This is a genomic window from Streptomyces inhibens (assembly GCF_003389455.1).
Taxonomy (GTDB): domain Bacteria; phylum Actinomycetota; class Actinomycetes; order Streptomycetales; family Streptomycetaceae; genus Streptomyces; species Streptomyces inhibens.
In genome coordinates, this window is sequence record NZ_QUAC01000110.1 from 16,451 (window position 1) to 37,849 (window position 21,399).

Here is a 21,399-nt window from a genome sequence, read left to right on the forward strand (position 1 = left end):
TGGTGGACGTCCGGGGGCGTGGCCCTCAACCCCACGGAGGTTGACGACATGCACCACGCTATCCGGCTCTTCGAGTCGCTGCTACGTCTGTTACTGCCCGCGACGGGGCGCCATCGGCCGACCGATGCGGCGCCGCGCCCCGTGAGGTGCACGGACGTGCCGAGGTCGGCGCGGCGCCGCGCACCCGCACGCCACACGGAGCTGCTGCAAGGTGAGGACTCCGCCCTCGTACGCCCGTACCTGGTCGCGTACGAGCGGCAGCAGTGTTGTGAGCGGCTACAGCGGATTCACGCTATGGGGGTGGCGGCCGCGTGGTGACCTACGACCGGAACGCCGCCTCCGCACCCGTGCCCGGCCTGCGGTTGCTGCCGTGGGAGAGCGATACCGGGAAGCCGTGTTTCCTGTCTCCGGAGGGCAGCCGGAGCGCGCTGTCCCGGATCGCTGACGAGATCGAGGCGGACCAGCTGCGCGATGGCGCCGACGTGGCCGAGGGCGCACAAGCCGTACTGGACGACCGCAAGGCCGGGGAGTACGCGCTACGGCTCGCGCTGCGGGCGGCGACGCAGGCCCTCGTGGCTGTGGTGCGCGTGGCGGACAGCCGGGGCGCGCGGCTGTCCGTCCCGGACGACTCCCCCGCGCGCGCGGACTCCCCGCCCGATGGGCGGGGCACTGTAGAACCCGAACTGCCGGCAGTGTCATCTGACGACGACCGCCGGGCGACCGCGAGCACCGCGAAGGAGCACCGGTACCAGCATGCACCCCACCCCTGACAACACGCCCGGACCTGCGGAAACCCCGCCCCGGCGGCCCGCCCTGCTGCTCTCCATGGGCCCCGGCATCGCGGACCGGCTGCTTGACGCCCGTCACCACATCCGCCTCGCGGCCCTAGCCCGTACCGACTCCCGCCTTGTCGCCCATGAGTTGGCCGACCCCACGCCCGAGGTGGCCGCCGCCCTCGCCGATGCCGAGGTTCTCCTCACCTGCTGGGGTGCCCCGCGGCTCACCGACCGGGTCCTGGACTCGGCTCCCCGGCTCCGCGCCGTCGTCCACGCCGCCGGATCGGTCAGACACCACCTCACCGACGCCTGTTGGACACGCGGTATCGCCGTCGCCTCGGCGGCCTCCGTCAATGCGCTGCCCGTCGCCGAATACACCCTCGCCGCGATCCTCTTCGCCAACAAAAGGGTCTTGCACAGCGCCCGCCGCTACCGCACCCTGCGCGCCCCGCACGACTGGCACCACGAGCTGTCCGGTGCCGGCAACTACCGCCGGACCGTCGGCATCATCGGCGCCTCCCGCATCGGCCGCCGTGTCATCGAGCTGCTGCACCCCTTTGATCTGCGCATCCTGCTGTACGACCCGTACGTCGACGCCGCCGAGGCCTGCCGGCTGGGCGCGACGCCGGTCTCCCTCGGCACCCTCTGCGCCGACAGCGACATCATCACCGTGCACGCTCCCCAGTTGCCCGCCACCCACCACATGCTGGGCGCCCGCGAGCTCGCGCTGATGCCGGACGGCGCGACCCTCATCAACACCGCCCGCGGCTCGCTCATCGACGAAACGGCCCTGCTTGCCGAGCTGGTGACCGGCCGTCTGCACGCGGTCCTGGACGTCACCGATCCCGAACTGCCGCCCCCCGACTCCCCGTTGTACGACCTCCCGAACGTCCTGCTCACCCCGCATATCGCCGGCTCCCTGGGCGGCGAACTCCACCGCATGGCCGACCGGGCGCTCGACGAGGTGGCGCGATTCGCGTCCGGTCTGCCCTTCATGGACCCGGTGCACCCGGCGGACCGGAACCGCTCCGCCTGACCCCATCAAGAGCCGCATTCCTCACTAAGATGGATGTATCAATGCATCTTGGCTCTGCGCATCGCGCCCAGCCCCTAAGGGAGGCGCCATGAAATTCGTACAAATAATCGACTACAAGACCGAGCGGCCCGAGGGCATGAACGAGCTCATGGACAAGTGGGTCGAACAGACCAAGGGCAAGCGGACCGCCACCCACAGCCTCATCGGCAAGGACCGGACCGACGCGTCCCACTACGTCGAGATCGTCGAATTTCCTTCGCACGAAGAGGCGGTGAAGAACTCCCAGCTGCCGGAGACCGACCGGATCTTCCGGGAGATGACCGAGCTCTGCGACGGAATGCCGTCGTTCATCGACCTCGACGTGGTCCGGGACGAACAGTTGAACACCGCAACCGCCCGCCGGTTCTTCCACGAGATCGCCGTCGGGGGCAACCTCAACGCCATCGACGAGGTGTTCGCGGCCGACTACCGGGACCACGACGTCATCAAGGAGGAGGAGACCGTGGTCGGGTCCGACGCCCTCCGCAGCGACGTCACCTCCTGGCGGGCCGCCTTCGACTTCACCATCAACCTCGAAAGCCAGATCGCCGAGGGCGACGACGTCGTGACGCGCTGGACCTGGACCGGCACGCACAAAGGCGCATTCATGGGCATCCAGCCGACCGGCACGGTGTGCACCATGACCGGGGTGACGACCTTCCGGTTCCACGACGGAAAGATCCAGGAAGGCTGGTGGCACTACGACCTCATGCGCCTGATGCGGCAGCTCGGCGCGCTCTGACCGGGCCATCGAGAGCGCAGGCGGCAAGCGGAAGGCCCCTGTTCCCGTCGCTCACGAGCGGGAACAGGGGCCTTTTGGCCGGTTACGCGGCCGACTGCGCGGCTACCCGGCGGTCATGCCTCAGTGGGAGTGACCGTGCCCGTGACCGTGGCCGGCCTCGGCCTCCTCATCCGCGGGCTTCTCGACAACCAGGGTCTCGGTCGTCAGGAGCAGCGAAGCGATCGACGCGGCGTTCTCCAGCGCGGAGCGGGTGACCTTGACCGGGTCGATGACGCCGGCCTTGACCAGGTCGCCGTACTCGCCGGTGGCGGCGTTGAAGCCGTTGCCCTTCTCCTGCTCGGCGACCTTCGCGGTGATGACGTAGCCCTCAAGGCCGGCGTTCTCCGCGATCCAGCGCAGCGGCTCGACGACGGCGCGGCGGACGACGGCGACACCGGTGGCCTCGTCGCCCTCCTTGCCCAGGCCGCCCTCCAGCACCTTGGCGGCGTGGACCAGCGCGGAGCCACCACCGGAGACGATGCCCTCCTCGACCGCGGCGCGGGTCGCGGAGATGGCGTCCTCCAGACGGTGCTTCTTCTCCTTGAGCTCGACCTCGGTGGCCGCACCCACGCGGATGACGCAGACGCCACCGGCGAGCTTGGCGAGGCGCTCCTGGAGCTTCTCGCGGTCCCAGTCCGAGTCGGTGGACTCGATCTCGGCCTTGATCTGGTTGACGCGGCCGACGACGTCCTCGGAGCTGCCGCCACCGTCGACGATGGTGGTGTCGTCCTTGGTGACGGTCACCCGGCGGGCGGTGCCGAGCACGTCCAGACCGGCCTGGTCGAGCTTGAGGCCGACCTCCTCGGCGATGACGGTGGCACCGGTGAGGGTGGCCATGTCGCCGAGCATCGCCTTGCGGCGGTCACCGAAGCCGGGGGCCTTGACGGCCACGGCGTTGAAGGTGCCACGGATCTTGTTCACGACCAGGGTCGACAGGGCCTCGCCCTCGACGTCCTCGGCGATGATCAGCAGCGGCTTGGAGGCGCCGGCCTGGATGATCTTCTCCAGCAGCGGCAGCAGGTCCTGGATCGAGGCGATCTTGCCCTGGTGGATCAGGATGTACGGGTCGTCGAGGACGGCCTCCATACGCTCCTGGTCGGTGACCATGTACGGCGAGAGGTAGCCCTTGTCGAAGGCCATGCCCTCGGTGAAGTCCAGCTCCAGGCCGAAGGTGTTGGACTCCTCGACGGTGATCACACCGTCCTTGCCGACCTTGTCCATCGCCTCGGCGATGAGCTCGCCGACCTGCGTGTCCTGCGCGGACAGGCCGGCCACGGCGGCGATGTCGGACTTGTCCTCGATCGGGCGGGCGGTCGCGAGGAGCTCCTCGGACACGGCCTTGACGGCGGCGTCGATGCCCTTCTTCAGCGCGGCCGGGGAGGCGCCCGCGGCGACGTTGCGCAGGCCCTCGCGGACCAGCGCCTGGGCCAGCACGGTGGCGGTGGTGGTGCCGTCACCCGCGATGTCGTTGGTCTTGGTCGCCACCTCCTTGACGAGCTGGGCGCCCAGGTTCTCGTACGGGTCCTCGATCTCGACCTCACGGGCGATGGTGACACCGTCGTTGGTGATGGTCGGGGCGCCGAACTTCTTGTCGATGACGACGTTGCGGCCCTTGGGGCCGATCGTCACCTTGACCGTGTCGGCAAGCTTGTTGACGCCGCGCTCAAGGGCGCGACGGGCGTCCTCGTCGAACTTCAGGATCTTCGCCATGGGTTGCTTCAAGTCCTCTCATTGCGATCCTCGGCCACGACGTGGGGACCGCTGTCGCTCAAACGAACTGCGCCCCTGCCCCGGGTTGTTTAGACGCGGGAACCAGGGGCGCAGATCACGGCAAAACTGGTGACTTACTTCTCGACGATCGCGAGAACGTCGCGAGCCGAGAGGACGAGGTACTCCTCGTTGTTGTACTTCACCTCGGTGCCGCCGTACTTGCTGTAGAGCACGACGTCGCCGACCTTCACGTCGAGCTCGACGCGCTTGCCGTCCTCGATCCGGCCCGGGCCCACGGCCAGGACGACGCCCTCCTGGGGCTTCTCCTTGGCGGTGTCCGGAATGACCAGGCCCGAGGCCGTGGTCTGCTCGGCGTCGAGCGGCTGGACCACAATGCGGTCCTCAAGCGGCTTGATGGCAACCTTGGAGCTGGTGGTCGTCACGATCCGACCTCCCCCTTCGGAGATCTCACGGGGTTAACTGTCTGAGGTGGCGACCAGGTGGATCCGTCGTCGCGGGTGCCGGACCTGCCCGTCGCTGTGTCTGGCACTCCCCACTGGAGAGTGCCAACGCCGAGACTATGACGCGGTTAGCACTCGGTCAAGCGGAGTGCCAGCGCGGCGGGGGGTACGTCCCGTGACGGCGGTTGACCCGCCGTACGGTGCCGCCGTCCGCGGGCGCCCACCGTCCGCCGTTTTCGGCCATCGGCGGCCATCTGCGGCGGGATCGGGGCGGGTTGCCGGGCGGCCACCGGGGCGGTTCCGTGCCAAATCGGACACACCTTCCCCTTCCCTCGCAACCAGCTCACCGACTGCCTCGTCTACCTCCCCGACTGCCGAGCCGACCAACCGGGCTCAGCCCGGCCGGCTCGCGGCCAAGACGATCGATGGCGGAGGAATCCCGTGCGTGGACTGACCAGCGTTCCCCGGGCGGCCGGGGAGCCGGAGAGCGATGCCGAGCGCACCATGACGTTCGCCGCGCTGGCCCAGGCACCGAACCGCCGGAAGACCGAGGCCTGGCTGCTCGCGTTCGTCGTCCTGATCGCGGTCTTCGGCTATGCGTACACCGGCCTGTCGATGACCGGCCGGCTGCCCGGCGGGCTGGCCGGCTTCGCCGTCAGCATGTTCTTCGTGGCGCTGGTCCCACATCTGGTCCTGCGCCGCTTCGCGCCGCGCGCCGACCCGTTGATCCTGCCGGTGGCGACGCTGCTGACCGGAATAGGCCTGGTGCTGCTGCACCGCCTCGACGTCACCTACGCACAGACCCCCCGGCTGAAGATCGCCGAGGCGGCGAGCGGCCAGCTGGTGTGGACGGTGATCGGGGTGGCGGTCTGTATCGCCATCCTGCTGGTGCTGCGCGATCACCGCATTCTGCAGCGCTACATCTATCTGACGATGGTGGTCGCGCTCGTACTGCTGATGGCGCCGGCCTTCTTCGGCGCCGACATGTACGGCGCCAAGCGCTGGATTCTGATCGGGCCGCTGTCGTTGCAGCCCGGCGAGTTCGTAAAGATCATGATCTCGGTGTTCTTCGCCGGCTATCTGACCATCAACCGCGATGCGCTGGCGCTGTCCGGACGCCGCGTCATGGGCGTCCAGCTGCCCCCGGGACGGCAGCTCGGGCCGATCTTCACGATCTGGGTGATCAGCCTGCTGGTGCTGGTCTTCGAACGGGACCTGGGCACCTCGCTGATCTTCTTCGGGGTCTTCGTGATCATGCTCTACATGGCCACCGAGCGCACCAGTTGGGTGCTGTGCGGACTGGCCATGGCAGCGGTCGGCGCCACCGTCGTCGGCTCCACGGAGCCGCACGTCAAGGGCCGGATCATGGCCTGGCTGCACCCGATGGACATCTTCCTGCCCAAGAGCCAGCGCCCGCCGGGGCTGATCTCCGAACAGGCCGCGCAGGCGCTGTTCAGCTTCGGCAGCGGCGGCATCGCGGGCAGCGGACTGGGCCAGGGCCACCCCGAGCTGATCGGCTTCGCCGGCAACAGCGACTTCATCCTCACCACGGTCGGCGAGGAGCTGGGGCTGGCCGGGGTGATGGCCGTGGTGATGCTGTACGTACTGCTGGCGCAGCGCGGGCTGCGGGTGGGCCTGACCGCCCGCGACCCGTTCGGCAAGCTGCTCGCGGTCGGGCTCTCCGGGGCGCTGCTGCTCCAGGTCTTCGTCGTCGCCGGCGGTGTCACCGGTCTGATCCCGCTGACCGGCAAGGCCCTGCCGTTCCTCGCCAAGGGCGGCTCGTCGCTCGTCGCGAACTGGGTGATGGTGGCGCTGCTGCTGCGGATCAGCGACAGCGCCCAGCGCCGACGGGAACCGGTCGGCGCGGGAGCCGACCGGCCACCACGACGGCGACGCGGCCGCCGGGAGCGCTAAGGCGGCGGATCGATACGCCCCGAGGTCCCTCGCCCCGTATCCCCGGGCCTCGTCACCTGGCCCACAATGGTGCAGGTGACCGACCTCGACACCTTCTCCGCGCTGCTCGCCCCCGAGGGGCAGGCGCTGCTGGCCGAACTGCGGGACCACGATCCGGCGGACGAACTGGCGGCCGCGACCCGGCTGCGCCGTGACCACCCCGCGCCGCTGGTCTCCGCGGCGCTCGGCCAGGCCCGGCTGCGGCAGCGCGCGGCGGCGAAGTTCGGGGCGGACGCACGGCTGATGTACTTCACGCCCAACGGCGTCGAACAGTCCACCCGCGCCACGGTCGCCGCCCACCGCGCCACCCGGCTCGCCGCGCTGGGCGTCCGTACGCTGGCCGACCTCTGCTGCGGGATCGGCGGCGACGCGATCGCGCTGGCCCGGGCCGGGATCCGCGTACTGGCCGTCGACCGGGACCCGCTGGCCTGCGCCGCGGCACGGGCGAACGCCGAGGCGCTGGGGCTCGCCGGCCTGATCGAGGTGCGCTGTGCGGATGTGACGGAGGTGGACACCGCCGGCTACGACGCGGTGTTCGTCGATCCAGCGCGGCGCAGCACGGCGCGGGGCGGGAGAATTTTCGATCCGGAGGCGTATTCGCCGCCGCTGTCGTGGGCCGTGGAGGCGGCCCGTACGGCCCCGTTCGCGGCGCTGAAGATCGCGCCGGGGGTGCCGCACGACGCGCTGCCCGACGACGCCGAGACGGAGTGGATCTCGGACGGGGGCGAGGTCAAGGAGGCCGTGCTGTGGTTCGGGACGGCGGGGGGCGGCGGGGCCGGTCCGACCCCCGGCGCGCGCCGGGCGACGCTGCTTCCCTCCGGGGAATCGCTGCTGGGCGCGGGGCTGCCCGACCCTGAGCCGGGCCCCGTCGGGGACTGGCTGTACGAGCCGGACGGTGCGGTGATCCGGGCCCATCTCGTCGCGGATGTCGCCCGGCAGGTCGACGGGCGGCTGATCGATCCGACGATCGCGTACATCACCGCGGACCGGCTGACGGAGACGGCGTATGCGACCGCCTACGCGATCACCGACGTGCTGCCGTTCAACGTCAAGAAGCTGAAGGCGCTGCTGCGCGAGCGCGAGGTCGGCATCGCGGTGATCAAGAAGCGCGGCTCCGCGGTCGAGCCGGAGGAGCTGCGCAAGAAGCTGAAGCTCGGCGGCGGCCGCAACTCCTGCACGATCTTCCTGACCCGGGTCGCCGGCGCCCCCACGATGCTGCTGGGGCACCCGGCGGCAAAGGCCCCTTAGGGGCGCTCACGCCAGGTCGGTGAGGTCCTCGGCGTAGATCTGGGAGAGCGGCTGCGGGCCGATGTACTGCTGGCAGGTGCACTGGCCCGCTTCGTACTGCACCGGCTTGTGGTCGGCGTCCCAGGCGACCGCGATCTCCACCAGCTCATGACACTTGCCCTTTTTGTCATGCTTGGCGAGGTGATGGGTGCAGCCGCACACCGGCTCCGGCGGCTTCTGGGCAGCCTCCAGCGCCTGCCGCTCCATCCGGTCGGACTCCAGGCGCTCCATCTTGCGCTCATGGCGGGTGCGCAGCGCCGTACGGGCGGTGTCGGCGACCTTCGCGAAGCCACCCGCCATGAAGAAGATGAACACCCACCAGAACCAGTCCACAGCCTGCCGCCTCCCCACGTGCGCCCCCGGTGCTGCAAGCCAGGGTAAGACCTCGCGCCGGACGGCGGGGCGGGGGAGCCGGGAGGACTCGCAGAACGACAAAACAAGCCCCGGGCGCCCCGCCCGCACCGCCTCAGGAGTAGAGGTTGTGCTTGCTCACCTCGTGGACGTGGTCATGGCCGTGGTGGTGCGGGGCCGCGGCCCCGGAGGCCTCGCCGGGTACGTGCGGCTCGGTGACCGGCAGGGACGAGTCCGCCGAGAGGTCCCAGTCGGAGGCCGGCCGGTTCCGCGCCACCATCTCCGCGCCCAGGGCCGCGACCATCGCGCCGTTGTCGGTGCACAGCTTGGGCCGCGGCACCCGCAGGGTGATGCCGGCGTCCTCGCAGCGGCGCTCGGCCATCGCCCGCAGCCGGGAGTTGGCCGCGACCCCGCCGCCGATCATCAGGTGGTCCACGCCGTTGTCCTTGCAGGCCCGGACGGCCTTACGGGTCAGCACATCCACGACGGCCTCCTGGAAGGACGCCGAGACATCCGCCACCGGCACCTCCTCGCCGGCCGCCCGCTTCGCCTCGATCCAGCGGGCCACCGCCGTCTTCAGACCCGAGAAGGAGAAGTCGTAGACCGGGTCGCGGGGGCCGGTCAGACCGCGCGGGAAGCGGATCGCGTCCGGGTTGCCCTCGCGTGCGTAGCGGTCGATGACCGGACCGCCGGGGAAGCCGAGGTTCAGCACCCGTGCGATCTTGTCGAACGCCTCGCCCGCCGCGTCGTCGATCGTCGAGCCCAGGGGGCGTACGTCGGCGGTGATGTCGGGCGCGAGCAGCAGCGAGGAGTGGCCGCCGGACACCAGCAGGGCCATCGTCGGCTCGGGCAGCGCGCCGTGTTCGAGCTGGTCGACACAGATGTGCGAGGCGAGGTGGTTGACGCCGTACAGCGGCTTGCCGAGGGCGTAGGCGTACGCCTTGGCGGCCGAGACGCCGACCAGCAGCGCGCCGGCCAGGCCCGGTCCCGCGGTGACCGCGATGCCGTCCAGGTCGCTCGCCGCGATGCCGGCGTCCTTCAGCGCCCGCTGGATGGTGGGGACCATCGCCTCCAGGTGGGCCCGCGAGGCCACCTCCGGCACCACGCCGCCGAAGCGCGCATGCTCGTCGACGCTGGAGGCGACCGCGTCGGCGAGGAGGGTGTGGCCGCGGACGATGCCGACACCGGTCTCGTCGCAGGAGGTCTCGATACCGAGGACGAGCGGTCCGCCGCGTGAGTCAGCCATGAGTGTCAAGTTCCTTGTACGGAGGGTGCTTCGGAGGAGGTCTGGGTGGTGCGCCGCATCACGAGGGCGTCGTGGTTGCCGGGCTGGTAGTAGCCGCGACGGAAGCCGATCGGCTCGAAGCCGAAGCGCTCGTAGAGGCGTTGGGCGCGAAGGTTGTCGACGCGTACCTCCAGCAGCACCTCGTGGCACTCGAAGTCCGTTGCGGCGCCGAGGAGTTCGGTGAGCAGCCGGGCGCCGAGGCCGGTGCCCCACTGGTCGCGGGCGGTGGCGATGGTCTGGATGTCGCCGGTGCCGTCGACGGCGGCCAGCCCGCCGTAGCCGACCAGCCGGCCCTCATCGGTGCCGCTGTGCGGCGGCACCTCCAATTCGGCGACGAGATAGCGGCGGGTGGCGTGCGGGCCGCGCGCATGGGCCAGCTCGGACCAGAACATGCCGGGCGACCAGGCGTCCTCGGGGAACAGCTCCCGTTCGAGTTCGAGCACCGGCGCTATGTCCCACCAGCGCATCTCGCGCAGCACTGCGGCAAGCTGCGGGGCGCCGCCGCGCGGGGGAGGTGCCGCCGCGGGGATTGGGGCCTCCCCTGCTCGAACGGAGTTGAGAGCTTGGGGAAGGTCGGGCGACGGTCCGGCACTCACTTGGGAGTGACCACCTTGTAGTTGGCGGGCACCTGGGCGTCCGGGCGGCGCAGGTACAGGGGCCGCGGGGCCGGCAGCTCCTCGCCCGCGGCCAGCTTCTCGGCGGCCAGGGCGGCCAGGGCGCCGGCGGACTGGTGCTCGGGCGCCTCGCGCCGTACGCCGGTGAAGACCGTGTCGTAGAGCAGTGCGCCGGCACCCACGGCCGGGACGCCGGCCACCTGGTCGGCGATGTCGGCGGGGCGGTCGACGGACGGCTCGGTCAGTCGCGTACGGGCATCGGCATAGCGCGCCCAGTAGACCTCCTTGCGGCGGGCGTCGGTGGCCACGACGAAGGGTTCGGTCAGCCCGGAGGCGTAGGCGAGGCCGTCCAGCGAGCACAGGCCGTGCACGGGGACGTCCAGCACCGCCCCGAAGGTCGCGGCGGTCACCAGGCCGACCCGCAGCCCGGTGTACGGTCCCGGGCCCACGCCGACCACGATGTCGCTGACCGCGTCGAGTTTCAGCCCGGCCTCGGCCAGCACCCGGTCGACGGCGGGCAGCAGGAGCTCGCCGTGCCGGCGCGCGTCCACCTGGCGGGACTCGGCGAGGACGCACGCGCCGTCATGGAGCGCGACGGTGACGGCGGGCGTGGCGGTGTCAAGAGCTAGCAGCAGCACGTCCTCAAGACTACGGCTCGGCCGGTGGTCCCCGTTCCGGTGCTACCGTCACCCCCGTAGTAGACGTACGGAAAGGTGGCACAGCGGTGCCCGCTAAGAGCAGCACGATCGTCACCGCGCTGACCGCGGCTGCCGTGGTCGTGGTCGGTGTGCTCGGCTATCAGGCCGCGGCGTCCGCCCCGGACACCCTCACCCAGGCCCGCAAGGACAGCCACCGCAGCGCGCCCAAGGACCACTCGGACCGGCGCGGCACGAAGGACAAGGCGCCCGCACCGGCCCCGGTCCCGGCGGCGTCCGGCAAGGGCCAGCGGGTCGTCTACTCGCTCGGCGACAAGCGGGTCTGGCTGGTCGGCCCGAAGGGCAAGGCGCTGCGGACGTTCACGGTCGCGCCGAGCGCGGTGAGCCCGCCGCTGGGGACGTACGCGGTCAGCTCGCGGTCGGTGAGCGTCACGGGCTCGGACGGTATCGCGATCGAGCATGTCGTGCGGTTCGCCAATGTGGACAGCGTCACGATCGGCTTCAGCGCGGCCGTCGACGGCTCCAGGCCCGACCCGGACTCGTCGAAGAAGACCGGCGGAATCCGGGAGTCGCGGGACGACGGCAAGGCGCTGTGGGACTTTGCGCTGCACGGCACCAAGGTCGTCGTGATCGCCTGACCGCACGGTCTTCCGGGGCGGTTCCTTGACCCGTACGGGCTACGCGGCGTCGCGCCCCTGGGTGGACACGGGCTTGGTCTCGTCCTCCGCGGCCGGCTCGCCGGCAGACCCCGCGGGCCCCTCCTTACGGGATTCCGCGGTCTTACGGGATTCCTCGTCGGCGCCAGGGGGCGTGGAGACGGCGTTGGCCGCGGCGCACGCCGCCAGCAGGTCATTCATCGTCGGCGTCTCGCGCGCATCGTGCTGGTGGGCGGACATGGACGCCTCCCGGGGCTCCTGGGGCAAGCGACAGAAGCTAGGCTCGCTACTTAGGCTGACCTAACTGGGGTCTCCACCCATGTCACCACGCCCGGTACCAGCAGCGCAACATCTTACCGACGGCTTGTCGGAAACTACGGGACGAGTGACCGGATGCGGGGCCCGGCAGGTCCCGGACGTCAGCAGTTCTCCAGCTCCGGCAGCCCGGCGTCCGCCCAGCGCGCGCCATGGCCGGTGACCGTCACCTCGCGCACGTCGTCCACGTCGTCCTCCGGATGCCCGTCCGGCCCGCCCGGCGCGTCTGCCCCCACCGCGCGCCCGATCACGACATGCAGCCGGTTTTCCGACAGCTCCTCGACCTTGCCCTCGCCCCACTCCACGACCACCACCGACTCCGGCAGCGAGACATCGAGGTCCAGGTCCTCCATCTCGTCCAGGCCGCCGCCGAGCCGGTAGGCATCCGCATGCACCAGCGCGGGGCCGCCGACCAGCGAGGGGTGCACCCGGGCGATGACGAAGGTGGGAGAGGTGACGGCGCCGCGCACGCCCAGGCCCTCGCCCAGGCCGCGGGTCAGCGTCGTCTTGCCGGCGCCCAGCTCACCGGTGAGCAGCACCAGGTCGCCGGGGCGCAGCAGCGGGGCCAGCCTGCGGCCCAACTCCTGCATCTGGTCGGAGGACTTGACGGTGATGTGGGCGATCGCGCCGGTGGTGCTCATGTCGCAAATGGTACGGCCTGCCCCTCGCCCCGCCCCATGCCGTCATAGAGCGAGCAGGCCCGCCGGGCAGTGGATCATGCCCGGCGGGCCCTGCGCCTCAGGCGCGGGCGTGCCGTGTGCTGCGGGCCGCCACGCTCGCCCGCTCCACCAGCGACACCAGGTGCTCATTGACCAGCTCGGGCCGCTCCAGCATCACCAGATGCCCGGCGCCGGGGACGCACACCAGCTCCGCTTCGGGCAGCACCTCGACGATCGACCGGCTGTGGTCGGCGGGGGTGATCAGGTCGCTCTCCCCGGCGAGCACCAGTGCGGGCACCGCGTCGTACGCCACCAGCGCCTCGGTCTTGTCGTGCACCGCGAACGCCGGGAAGAACTCGGCGACCACATCGATCGGGGTCGCCTCGATCAGCCGCTCGCCGAACCGCGCGATGGCTGGGTCCACCTGCTCCGGCGAGCCGAACGAATAGCGCTTGATCAGCCCCGCGAACAGATCGGCGGTGGCCCGCCGCCCGCGCTCGACGATCTCGTGCTGCCAGCCCAGCGCCTTGAGCACACCCGGCGCGAGCCAGTGGAAGGCCTTGACCCCCATGGACGGCAGCCCGAAGCCGACCTCGCTGAGCCGGCCCGCGGACGTGCCGATCAGCGCCACGCCGACCACCCGCTGCGCGACGTACTCGGGGAACTGGTCGGCCAGTGCCATCACCGTCATCCCGCCCATGGAGTGCCCGACCAGCACGATCGGCCCCTCGGGCACCGCGGCGTCCAGCACCGCCTTCAGGTCCCGGCCCAGGAGGTCGATGGTGACCTCTTCCGTGCCGTCGATCTGGCCGTGGCCGCGCGCCGAGCGGCCGTGGCTGCGCTGGTCCCAGTGGACGGTGCGCACCGTGCCGCGCAGCGCCGCGCGCTGGAAGTGCCAGGAGTCCTGGCTGAGGCAGTAACCATGGCTGAAGACGACCGTGGGGGCCGCGGAGCGCCGCCCCAGCGCCGCCGTCAGCCGCTTGCGCAGGCCGCCCTGGGCCTCCTGGGCGGCCCGGGCCTCCTTTCCGCGGGCGGGCTTGACGGTCCTGTCCTTGCCGTTCTTGCCGTTCTTGGGCCTGCCGTCCCTGGCGGTCCTGCCCGCCCGGTCGTCGCTCTCCGGCCGGCCCGGCTCCTCGCCCGGCTCGTCGACCTCGTAGTACAGCTCGGTGCCGTCCTCGGCGATCGCCGCGCCCGGTGTGCCGCGCAGCGTGCCGTACGGGCCCGAGGCGTCCAGCGCGAGCCGGGCCCGGCGGCGCATCCCGCGGCCGACCGTCAGCCGCTCTATCGCCACACCGGCCGCGGCGCCCGCCGCGACCACGCCGATCGCGGCGCCGGCGATGCCCGCGTGCCGCCCCGCCCTGGCCCAGTTGTTGGCCGCCTCGGCCGCCACTTCGGCCGCCGCCTCGACCGCCTGCGCGGCGGCCTCCTTGCCGTCGGTCATGCCGTACCCCCCGTGAGCGCTGAGTCTCCTTCGGCTGCTTCGGCTTCGCCCTGTATGCCGCTGTCCACGTAGACGCGTGGAACCCGGGTTCCGATGCGTGTGACGATTTCGTACCCGATGGTTCCGGCCGCCCGGGCCCAGTCCTCCGCGGTCGGCTCACCGCGGTCCCCGGGGCCGAACAGCACCGCCGGATCGCCCGGCTCGGCGCCGTCGCCGCCCAGGTCGACCACGAACTGGTCCATCGCGATCCGGCCGGCGACCGTCCGCCACTTGCCGGCGACCAGCACCGGGCCGGTGCCGGAGGCGTGCCGCGGGATGCCGTCGGCGTACCCCAGCGGGATCAGCGCGAGGGTGGTCTCGCCGGGCGTCGTGTACTGATGCCCGTACGACACGCCGTGGCCGCCCGGGACGCGCTTGACCGAGGCCAGCGACGCCTCCAGGGTCATCGCGGGCCGCAGCCCGAAGTCCTGGGGGGTGCCGAGCTCGGGGCTGGGCGAGATGCCGTAGATGCCGATGCCGGCGCGGACCAGGTCGAAGTGCGCCTCGGGGAGGGTGAGCAGCGCCGGGGTGTTGGCGATATGCCGCACCTCGGGGCGCAGCCCGGCCGCGTCGGCGGTCTTCAGCGCCTCCTCGAAGGCGGTCAGCTGGGCGGCGATCGAGGGGTGTCCGGGCTCGTCGGCGCAGGCGAAGTGCGACCAGACGCCGGTGACGGTCAGCACGCCCTCGGCCTCGGCGGCGCGGGCCGCCGAGGTCAGCCGCGACCAGTCGGCGGGCTGGCAGCCGTTGCGGCCGAGACCGGTGTCGACCTTGAGCTGGACGCGGGCGGCCCGGCCGCACGCCCGCGCCGCTTCGGCCACCTCGCGCAGCGCCCACAGCCCGCTCACCGACACGTCGATGTCCTGCTCGACGGCCGTGCGCCAGGGGCCGCCCGGGGTCCACAGCCAGCACATCAGCCGCCCGGTGTCGCCGGCCGCGCGCAGCGCGAACGCCTCCTCGGGCAGCGCGGTGCCCAGCCAGCCCGCACCGGCCTCACGAGCGGCGCGGGCGCAGGGCACCGCACCGTGTCCGTAGCCGTCGGACTTGACGACGGCCATCAGCTCTGCCCGGGGTGCGCGGGCCCGCAGTGCACGGACGTTCGACCGCACGGCGGCGAGGTCGATGGCGGCACGGGCGCGCTTCGCTGTCTCGTTCATCCCCCTCAGTGTCGCAGGCGACGCCGTGGCGCCCAGGGGGACCGGCGGGGAAACCGCTCTCACACGCCGGGTTTCCGCCCCCAGACGTGGACAATGTCGCTCTTCTTCAGCACATCCCACAGCTTCCGCGCATCCGTCCATGTGAGATTGACGCAGCCGTGCGAGCCGGGTCCGTCGTAGATGTCCTCGTAGACACCGTGCAGCGCCTCTCCGCGGTCGAAGAACTGCGCGAACGGCATCGGCGTGTGGTAGAGGTTCGAGGTGTGGCTCCTGTGCCGCAGGTAGATCCGGTACGTACCGGTACGGGTCTCCATGGTCGGCCGCCCCGAACGGATCGCCACCGGGGGGAAAATCACCTGCTCGCCCTGCTGCACCCACATCAGCTGCCGGTCCAGATCGACACACGCGGTGCGCTCCGGACGTTCCGGGCAGTGACCGGCCCGGTTCGGGTCCTTCTTCGCCCGCATCAGCCGCACCACGGCGCCGGTGACCGGCCCCGCGAAGCCGCTCGCCGGCGCGATGTGGTGCATCTGCTGGAACCGCCGGATCGCCCGGCAGTCCCCCATGCTCTGCCGCCCGTCCACATCCCGCCGCAGATAGTGCTCCGCCTGCCGCTGGTAGGGCCCGGTGGATCTGCTGCAGCTCGACGCCCGGGTGCCCCGGCGCACCACCTCGGACCGCGGTACGTACTCGATGTGCCACTGCCGCCCCCGCGGCCGCCTCGGCATCGGGTCCTCGGCCGTACGCCCTTGGGGAATCCGCGGCATCAGGGCCCGGTCGGGCGTGTCGCCCTCCTCGGCCCGCCGCGGACCACCCGGGATGCCGGGGACCAGGTCGGACACCGCGTACGCGGCGGGCGACGGCGCGACGGCCACCGCGGGCGGCCCGGCGACAACGAGCAGCGAGGCGCAGACCAACAGGGCGGAAAAGGTGCGTTTCATGCCCTCACGCATGCCGTGACCAGGCGGCTTCACCGCCCGCCGGGGACCAGGTTCGCCCTGGTGCCCGCCCCATTCCCCCACCGGGCGTAACGTCGCCCCCCGCACGATCTGTCAGTCCGTCACATTCCGCCAGGCCGCGCCCAGATGGTCCGCGACCTCCGACGCGAGGATCGGCGCGCCCCCGGGGCCCGCCGCCCGGCGCGCCGCGAGACCGTGCAGATACGCGCCCACGGAACCCGCGTCACGGGCCGTGAGCCCCGCGGCGAGCAACGAGCCCGTCACCCCCGACAGCACATCCCCGCTCCCGGCCGTCGCCAGCCAGCTGGTCCCCGTGGGGTTCACCCGCACCGGCCCGTCCGCCCCCGCGACCAGCGTCGTCGAGCCCTTGAGCAGCACCGTGGCGGCATACTGCGCCGCCAGCTCCCGTACGGACTCCATCCGCGCCGCCTCGACCTCGTCGCGGCCGCGCCCCAGCAGCGCGGCTGCCTCCCCCGCATGCGGCGTCAACAGCGTCTCGGCCGTACGCTCCCGGACCTGCCGCGGCGTCAGGAACCGCAGCCCGTCCGCGTCCACCAGCACCGGCACATCCGCCGCCAGCACCTCCGCCAGCGCATCCGACTCGTCCCCGATCCCGGGCCCGATCACCCATGACTGCACCCGGCCGGCCTTGTCCGGCGGCCCGGGGTGCACCAGCGTCTCCGGGAAGTGCGCCAGCACCTTGTCCGCGGCCGGCCCGACATACCGCACGGCCCCCGCGCCGCCCCGCAACGCACCCGCCACGGCCAGCACCGCGGCCCCCGGATACCGCGCGGACCCGGCGACCACCCCCACCACGCCCCGCCGGTATTTGTCGCTCTCGGCCGTCGGACGCGGCAGCAGATCCGCCACATCCGCATGCTGCAACGCCTCCACGTCGGCTTCCTCGGGCAAGGTGAGCCCGATGTCCACCAGCCGCAGCGCCCCCGCCCGCTCCCGCGCCGGATCGACCAGCAGCCCCGGCTTGTAGGCGCCGAAGGTCACCGTCGCATCGGCCCGTACGGCCTCCCCCCGCACCTCACCGCTGTCCGCGTCCACGCCACTGGGCAGATCGACCGCCAGCACCAGCGCCGACTCCCGTGCCGCGCGGGCGAGTTGCGCGGCCTCGGGCCGCAGCCCGCCGCGCCCGCCGATGCCCACGATCCCGTCCACGACGAGATCGGCGCACGCGATGTCGCGCAGCGCGTCGCCGGAGACCCGCCCGCCGGCCGCCCGCAACGCGGCAAGACCCCCCTGGTGCGCCCGTTCGGGCGACAGCAGCACCACGGCCACCCCGGCCCCCCGGCGCGCCAGCCGGGCCCCCGCGTACAACGCGTCCCCGCCGTTGTCGCCGCTGCCCACCAGCAGCACCACCCGGGTGCCGTACACCCGCCCCAGCAACTCCCCGCAGGCGACGGCCAGTCCGGCCGCCGCGCGCTGCATCAGGGCCCCTTCGGGCAACCGGGCCATGAGCTCCCGCTCGGCGGCCCGTACGGTCTCCACGCTGTAGGCAGTCCTCATGCCTCCAGTCTCACCCCTCGGCGATCACCACGGCGGAAGCAACCCCCGCGTCATGGCTCAGGGAGACATGCCACGACCGCACCCCCAGCGCCGCGGCGCAGTCCGCGACGGTGCCCCGCACCCGCAGCCGCGGCCGCCCGCTGTCCTCCACGTACACCTCGGCGTCGGTCCAGTGCAGCCCGCCCGGCGCGCCCAGCGCCTTGGCCACCGCCTCCTTGGCGGCGAACCGTGCCGCCAAGGAGGCGATCCCGCGCCGCTCACCGCTCGGCAGCATCAGCTCCTCCCGGATGAAGAGCCGGTGCGCCAGCTCCGGCGTCCGCTCCAGCGCCGCACCGAAGCGGTCGATCTCCGCGACGTCGATCCCGACCCCGATGATCACTCCACCGTCACCGACTTGGCGAGGTTGCGCGGCTGGTCCACCTCGTTGCCGCGGGCGGTGGCCAGCTCGCAGGCGAAGACCTGGAGCGGAACCGTGGAGACGAGCGGCTGCAACAGCACCGGCGTCCGCGGGATCCGTACGAGGTGATCGGCGTAGGGCACCACCGCCTCGTCGCCCTCCTCCGCGATCACGATCGTCCGCGCCCCCCGGGCCCGGATCTCCTGGATATTGGACACGATCTTGTCGTGCAGCACGGACCGCCCACGCGGCGACGGAACCACGACAACGACCGGCAGATCGTCCTCGATCAACGCGATCGGCCCGTGCTTGAGCTCACCGGCCGCGAAGCCCTCCGCATGCATGTACGCGAGCTCCTTGAGCTTCAGCGCGCCCTCCAGGGCCACCGGATAGCCCACATGCCGCCCCAGGAACAGCACGGTGTTCTTGTCGGCGAGGCTGCGCGCCAGCTCCCGTACCGGCTCCATCGTGCCGAGCACCTGCTCGACCTGGGTGCCGATGGCCGCCAGCTCGCGCACCACGTCCCGGATCTCGTCGCCCCACTTCGTGCCCCGCACCTGCGCGACGTAGAGCGCCACCAGATAGCAGGCCACCAGCTGGGTCAAAAACGCCTTCGTGGACGCCACCGCGACCTCGGGCCCGGCGTGCGTGTACAGCACCGCATCCGACTCGCGCGGAATCGTCGAGCCGTTCGTGTTGCAGATGGCGAGCACCTTCGCGCCCTGCTCACGGGCGTGCCGCAGCGCCATCAGGGTGTCCATGGTCTCGCCGGACTGGCTGATCGCGATCACCAGCGTCCGCCGGTCCAGAATCGGATCGCGATAACGGAATTCACTCGCCAGCTCCGTCTCGCACGGAATCCGGGTCCAGTGCTCGATCGCGTACTTGGCGATCATCCCCGCGTGATAGGCCGTCCCGCACGCCACGATGACGACCTTGTCGACCTCGCGCAGCACCTCCGGCGGGATCCGCACCTCGTCCAGCGACAGCACGCCCGACGCGTCGATCCGCCCCAGCAGCGTGTCCGCGACGGCCTTCGGCTGCTCCGCGATCTCCTTCAGCATGAAGTAGTCGTAACCGCCCTTCTCGGCGGCCGACGCGTCCCAGTCGACGTGGTACTCCCGTACCTGCGCGGGCGCGCCGTCGAAGTCGGTGACCGTCACCCCGTCCCGGCGCAGCTCCACGACCTGGTCCTGGCCCAGCTCGATCGCCTCACGGGTGTGCGCGATGAACGCCGCCACGTCCGAGGCGAGGAACGCCTCGCCGTCCCCGACACCCACCACCAGCGGCGAGTTCCGGCGCGCCCCGACGACCACGTCCGGCTCATCGGCATGCACCGCGACGAGCGTGAAGGCGCCCTCCAGCCGCCGGCACACCTGCCGCATCGCCTCCGCCAGCTCGCCGCACGACGAGTACGCCTCGGCCAGCAGGTGCGCCACGACCTCGGTGTCCGTCTCGGACGCCAACTCATGTCCACGGTCGGTGAGTTCGGCCCGCAGCGCGGCGAAGTTCTCGATGATGCCGTTGTGGACGACACAGACCCGGCCGGCGTTGTCCAGATGCGGATGGGCGTTCTCGTCGGTGGGACCGCCGTGGGTGGCCCACCGGGTGTGCCCGATCCCGGTCGACCCGGCCGGCAGCGGACGGTCCGCCAGCTCCTTCTCCAGGTTGGCGAGTTTGCCGGCCTTCTTGGCCGCTGCCAGCCCGCCATCGGCCAGCACGGCGACACCCGCCGAGTCATAGCCGCGGTACTCCAGCCGCTTCAGCCCGGCCAGGACGACGTCAAGGGCGCTCTGCCCGCCCACGTAACCCACGATTCCGCACATGGAGGCAGCCTACGACGACCGCAGTTCAATACCCGCGCGCTATCCGGTGGTGCGCCTCACGCACCGTCTCCAGGAACTCCTCGTCGGCCTCCGTGTCCGCCCCGGGACCGGTGCCCGGCTCGTAGCGCTCCAGGAAGTCGCCGAGGTCCTCCCCCAGGTCCTCCTCCGGCAGCTCCTCGGCCAGCTCGGCGTACACCCGCGCGGCGAAGCCGTCCGACACGGCATCCGCCCCCCGGTCCTCGCCCGCACCCGCATTTCTCCCCCAGGCCCGCTGTCGCAACAGGCCAGCCCTACGCGCGCGCACACGCACCCCCTGATGTGTCCACGGCCCGAAGCCGGGCCTCCCCGCCGCCGACCGTACCGGGCAATATCCCCCGGGTACAGACATGCAGGCAGAGCGGCACCCGAGCCCGCCCCGGCGTCCACAGGCCCGGCCCCCGGGGCCCTGGTCGGCCACCCCGAGATGAACGGCGCATGGCGGCTGCGCACAATGGGCGCGTGCCCCTGACGACCGATCCGCAGCAACGACGCCGCGCCGACAGTTCCCCGTACGTCGATCTGACGCGCGCGCAGTGGAGTGCCCTGCGGGAGAAGACCCCGCTGCCCCTGACGGCCGACGAGGTCGAACGGCTGCGCGGCCTGGGTGATGTCATCGACCTCGACGAGGTGCGGGACGTCTACCTCCCGCTCTCCCGCCTCCTCAACCTCTACGTCGGCGCCACCAGCAATCTGCGCGGCGCCCTGAACACCTTCCTGGGCGACGTGGGCGGCGGCCCCCAGCCCGGCACCCCGTTCGTCATCGGGGTCGCGGGCAGCGTCGCGGTCGGCAAGTCCACCACCGCCCGGCTGCTCCAGGCGCTGCTGGCCCGCTGGCCCGAGCATCCGCGCGTCGAGCTGGTCACCACCGACGGGTTCCTCTTCCCCAACGCCGAGCTGCACCGGCGCGGCCTGATGTCCCGTAAGGGCTTCCCGGAGTCCTACGACCGTCGGGCGCTGACCCGCTTCGTCGCCGATGTGAAGTCCGGCAAGGCCGAGGTCACCGCGCCCGTCTACTCGCACCTGATCTACGACATCGTGCCCGGCGAGCGGCTGACCGTGCACCGCCCGGACATCCTCATCGTCGAGGGTCTCAACGTCCTCCAGCCGGCGCTGCCCGGCAAGGACGGCCGCACCCGCCTCGGTCTCGCCGACTTCTTCGACTTCTCCGTCTACGTCGACGCCCGCATCGAGGACATCGAGAAGTGGTACCTCGGCCGCTTCCGCAAGCTGCGCGAGACCGCCTTCCAGAACCCGTTCTCGTACTTCCGGAAGTACACCCAGGTCTCCGAGGACGAGGCCCTCGACTACGCCCGCATGATGTGGCGCACCGTCAACAAGCCCAATCTGCAACAGAACGTGGCCCCCACCCGCGGCCGCGCCAACCTCGTGCTGCGCAAGGGCCCGGACCACAAGGTGCAGCGGTTGTCGCTGCGCAAACTCTAGGGAG

22 protein-coding genes are annotated in these 21,399 nt (G+C 71.7%); 7 read left to right on the forward strand and 15 right to left on the reverse strand.

The features are described 5' to 3' along the window. Positions 1–311 precede the first annotated feature (311 nt). The 3 genes from DY245_RS13800 (at position 312) to DY245_RS13810 (ending at position 2,593) form a co-directional block, all read left to right on the forward strand. Positions 312–770 carry a hypothetical protein gene (locus tag DY245_RS13800; RefSeq protein ID WP_244943032.1) on the forward strand — a complete coding sequence of 153 codons (459 nt, stop codon included), beginning with the start codon at positions 312–314 and terminating at the stop codon, positions 768–770. Beyond that, a complete protein-coding gene (locus DY245_RS13805; RefSeq protein ID WP_128507133.1) occupies positions 754–1,812 on the forward strand; it encodes a hydroxyacid dehydrogenase in 1,059 nt (352 codons plus the stop codon). The genes DY245_RS13800 and DY245_RS13805 overlap by 17 nt, the downstream gene beginning before the upstream one ends. A gap of 88 nt (positions 1,813–1,900) precedes the next feature. Beyond that, a complete protein-coding gene (locus DY245_RS13810) occupies positions 1,901–2,593 on the forward strand; it encodes an ester cyclase (protein WP_128507135.1) in 693 nt (230 codons plus the stop codon). A gap of 120 nt (positions 2,594–2,713) precedes the next feature. Here DY245_RS13810 and groL read toward each other — a convergent pair whose 3' ends face one another. Continuing rightward, positions 2,714–4,342 carry a chaperonin GroEL gene (gene groL / locus DY245_RS13815; RefSeq protein WP_128507274.1) on the reverse strand — a complete coding sequence of 543 codons (1,629 nt, stop codon included), beginning with the start codon at positions 4,340–4,342 and terminating at the stop codon, positions 2,714–2,716. Between the two features lie 134 nt (positions 4,343–4,476). After that, complete coding sequence (gene groES / locus DY245_RS13820) at positions 4,477–4,785, reverse strand: co-chaperone GroES (RefSeq protein WP_128507137.1); 309 nt, start codon at positions 4,783–4,785, stop codon at positions 4,477–4,479. A 522-nt stretch (positions 4,786–5,307) separates the two neighbouring features. Here groES and DY245_RS13825 point away from each other — a divergent pair. Next, positions 5,308–6,717 carry an FtsW/RodA/SpoVE family cell cycle protein gene (locus DY245_RS13825; RefSeq protein WP_128507276.1) on the forward strand — a complete coding sequence of 470 codons (1,410 nt, stop codon included), beginning with the start codon at positions 5,308–5,310 and terminating at the stop codon, positions 6,715–6,717. Between the two features lie 66 nt (positions 6,718–6,783). Beyond that, positions 6,784–8,004, forward strand: a complete 1,221-nt coding sequence (locus tag DY245_RS13830) for a class I SAM-dependent methyltransferase (protein WP_128507139.1) — start codon at positions 6,784–6,786, stop codon at positions 8,002–8,004. A 6-nt stretch (positions 8,005–8,010) separates the two neighbouring features. On the opposite strand, the gene DY245_RS13835 is transcribed toward DY245_RS13830, so the two are convergent. The 4 genes from DY245_RS13835 to tsaB form a co-directional block, all read right to left on the reverse strand. Beyond that, on the reverse strand, positions 8,011–8,376 hold the full coding sequence (locus DY245_RS13835; protein WP_128507141.1) for a hypothetical protein: 366 nt from the start codon (positions 8,374–8,376) through the stop codon (positions 8,011–8,013). A 133-nt stretch (positions 8,377–8,509) separates the two neighbouring features. Beyond that, complete coding sequence (tsaD, locus tag DY245_RS13840; protein ID WP_128507143.1) at positions 8,510–9,640, reverse strand: tRNA (adenosine(37)-N6)-threonylcarbamoyltransferase complex transferase subunit TsaD; 1,131 nt, start codon at positions 9,638–9,640, stop codon at positions 8,510–8,512. A gap of 5 nt (positions 9,641–9,645) precedes the next feature. Further along, positions 9,646–10,146 (reverse strand): ribosomal protein S18-alanine N-acetyltransferase, encoded by a 501-nt coding sequence (gene rimI / locus DY245_RS13845; RefSeq protein WP_128507279.1) that lies wholly within the window; start codon positions 10,144–10,146, stop codon positions 9,646–9,648. Positions 10,147–10,271: 125 nt separating this feature from the next. After that, positions 10,272–10,931: a tRNA (adenosine(37)-N6)-threonylcarbamoyltransferase complex dimerization subunit type 1 TsaB gene (gene tsaB, locus DY245_RS13850; protein ID WP_128507145.1), complete on the reverse strand. Its 660-nt coding sequence runs from the start codon at positions 10,929–10,931 to the stop codon at positions 10,272–10,274. 86 nt (positions 10,932–11,017) lie between these two features. Between tsaB and DY245_RS13855 the strand changes: the two genes are divergently transcribed. Continuing rightward, a complete protein-coding gene (locus tag DY245_RS13855) occupies positions 11,018–11,587 on the forward strand; it encodes a L,D-transpeptidase (protein ID WP_128507147.1) in 570 nt (189 codons plus the stop codon). A 39-nt stretch (positions 11,588–11,626) separates the two neighbouring features. On the opposite strand, the gene DY245_RS13860 is transcribed toward DY245_RS13855, so the two are convergent. The 9 genes from DY245_RS13860 to DY245_RS13900 form a co-directional block, all read right to left on the reverse strand. Beyond that, a complete protein-coding gene (locus DY245_RS13860; protein WP_128507149.1) occupies positions 11,627–11,845 on the reverse strand; it encodes a hypothetical protein in 219 nt (72 codons plus the stop codon). Between the two features lie 179 nt (positions 11,846–12,024). Next, positions 12,025–12,561: a tRNA (adenosine(37)-N6)-threonylcarbamoyltransferase complex ATPase subunit type 1 TsaE gene (gene tsaE, locus DY245_RS13865; RefSeq protein WP_128507151.1), complete on the reverse strand. Its 537-nt coding sequence runs from the start codon at positions 12,559–12,561 to the stop codon at positions 12,025–12,027. A 97-nt stretch (positions 12,562–12,658) separates the two neighbouring features. Beyond that, positions 12,659–14,020, reverse strand: coding sequence for an alpha/beta fold hydrolase (locus DY245_RS13870; RefSeq protein ID WP_128507153.1), 1,362 nt, complete (start codon positions 14,018–14,020; stop codon positions 12,659–12,661). Beyond that, positions 14,017–15,213, reverse strand: coding sequence for an alanine racemase (alr, locus tag DY245_RS13875; protein WP_128507155.1), 1,197 nt, complete (start codon positions 15,211–15,213; stop codon positions 14,017–14,019). Before alr ends, DY245_RS13870 begins: the two co-directional genes overlap by 4 nt. A gap of 59 nt (positions 15,214–15,272) precedes the next feature. Continuing rightward, entirely contained in the window at positions 15,273–16,154 is an 882-nt protein-coding gene (locus DY245_RS13880; RefSeq protein ID WP_244943033.1) for a L,D-transpeptidase, read from the reverse strand. Positions 16,155–16,265: 111 nt separating this feature from the next. Continuing rightward, a complete protein-coding gene (locus DY245_RS13885; protein WP_128507160.1) occupies positions 16,266–17,690 on the reverse strand; it encodes an NAD(P)H-hydrate dehydratase in 1,425 nt (474 codons plus the stop codon). A 10-nt stretch (positions 17,691–17,700) separates the two neighbouring features. Further along, entirely contained in the window at positions 17,701–18,069 is a 369-nt protein-coding gene (locus DY245_RS13890) for a holo-ACP synthase (RefSeq protein WP_128507162.1), read from the reverse strand. Then, a complete protein-coding gene (glmS, locus tag DY245_RS13895) occupies positions 18,066–19,913 on the reverse strand; it encodes a glutamine--fructose-6-phosphate transaminase (isomerizing) (RefSeq protein ID WP_128507164.1) in 1,848 nt (615 codons plus the stop codon). Before glmS ends, DY245_RS13890 begins: the two co-directional genes overlap by 4 nt. Before the next feature lie 25 nt (positions 19,914–19,938). Beyond that, positions 19,939–20,133, reverse strand: a complete 195-nt coding sequence (locus DY245_RS13900; protein WP_244943034.1) for a hypothetical protein — start codon at positions 20,131–20,133, stop codon at positions 19,939–19,941. Positions 20,134–20,411: 278 nt separating this feature from the next. Between DY245_RS13900 and coaA the strand changes: the two genes are divergently transcribed. Beyond that, a complete protein-coding gene (gene coaA, locus DY245_RS13905; RefSeq protein WP_128507168.1) occupies positions 20,412–21,395 on the forward strand; it encodes a type I pantothenate kinase in 984 nt (327 codons plus the stop codon). The last annotated feature ends 4 nt before the right edge of the window (positions 21,396–21,399 follow it).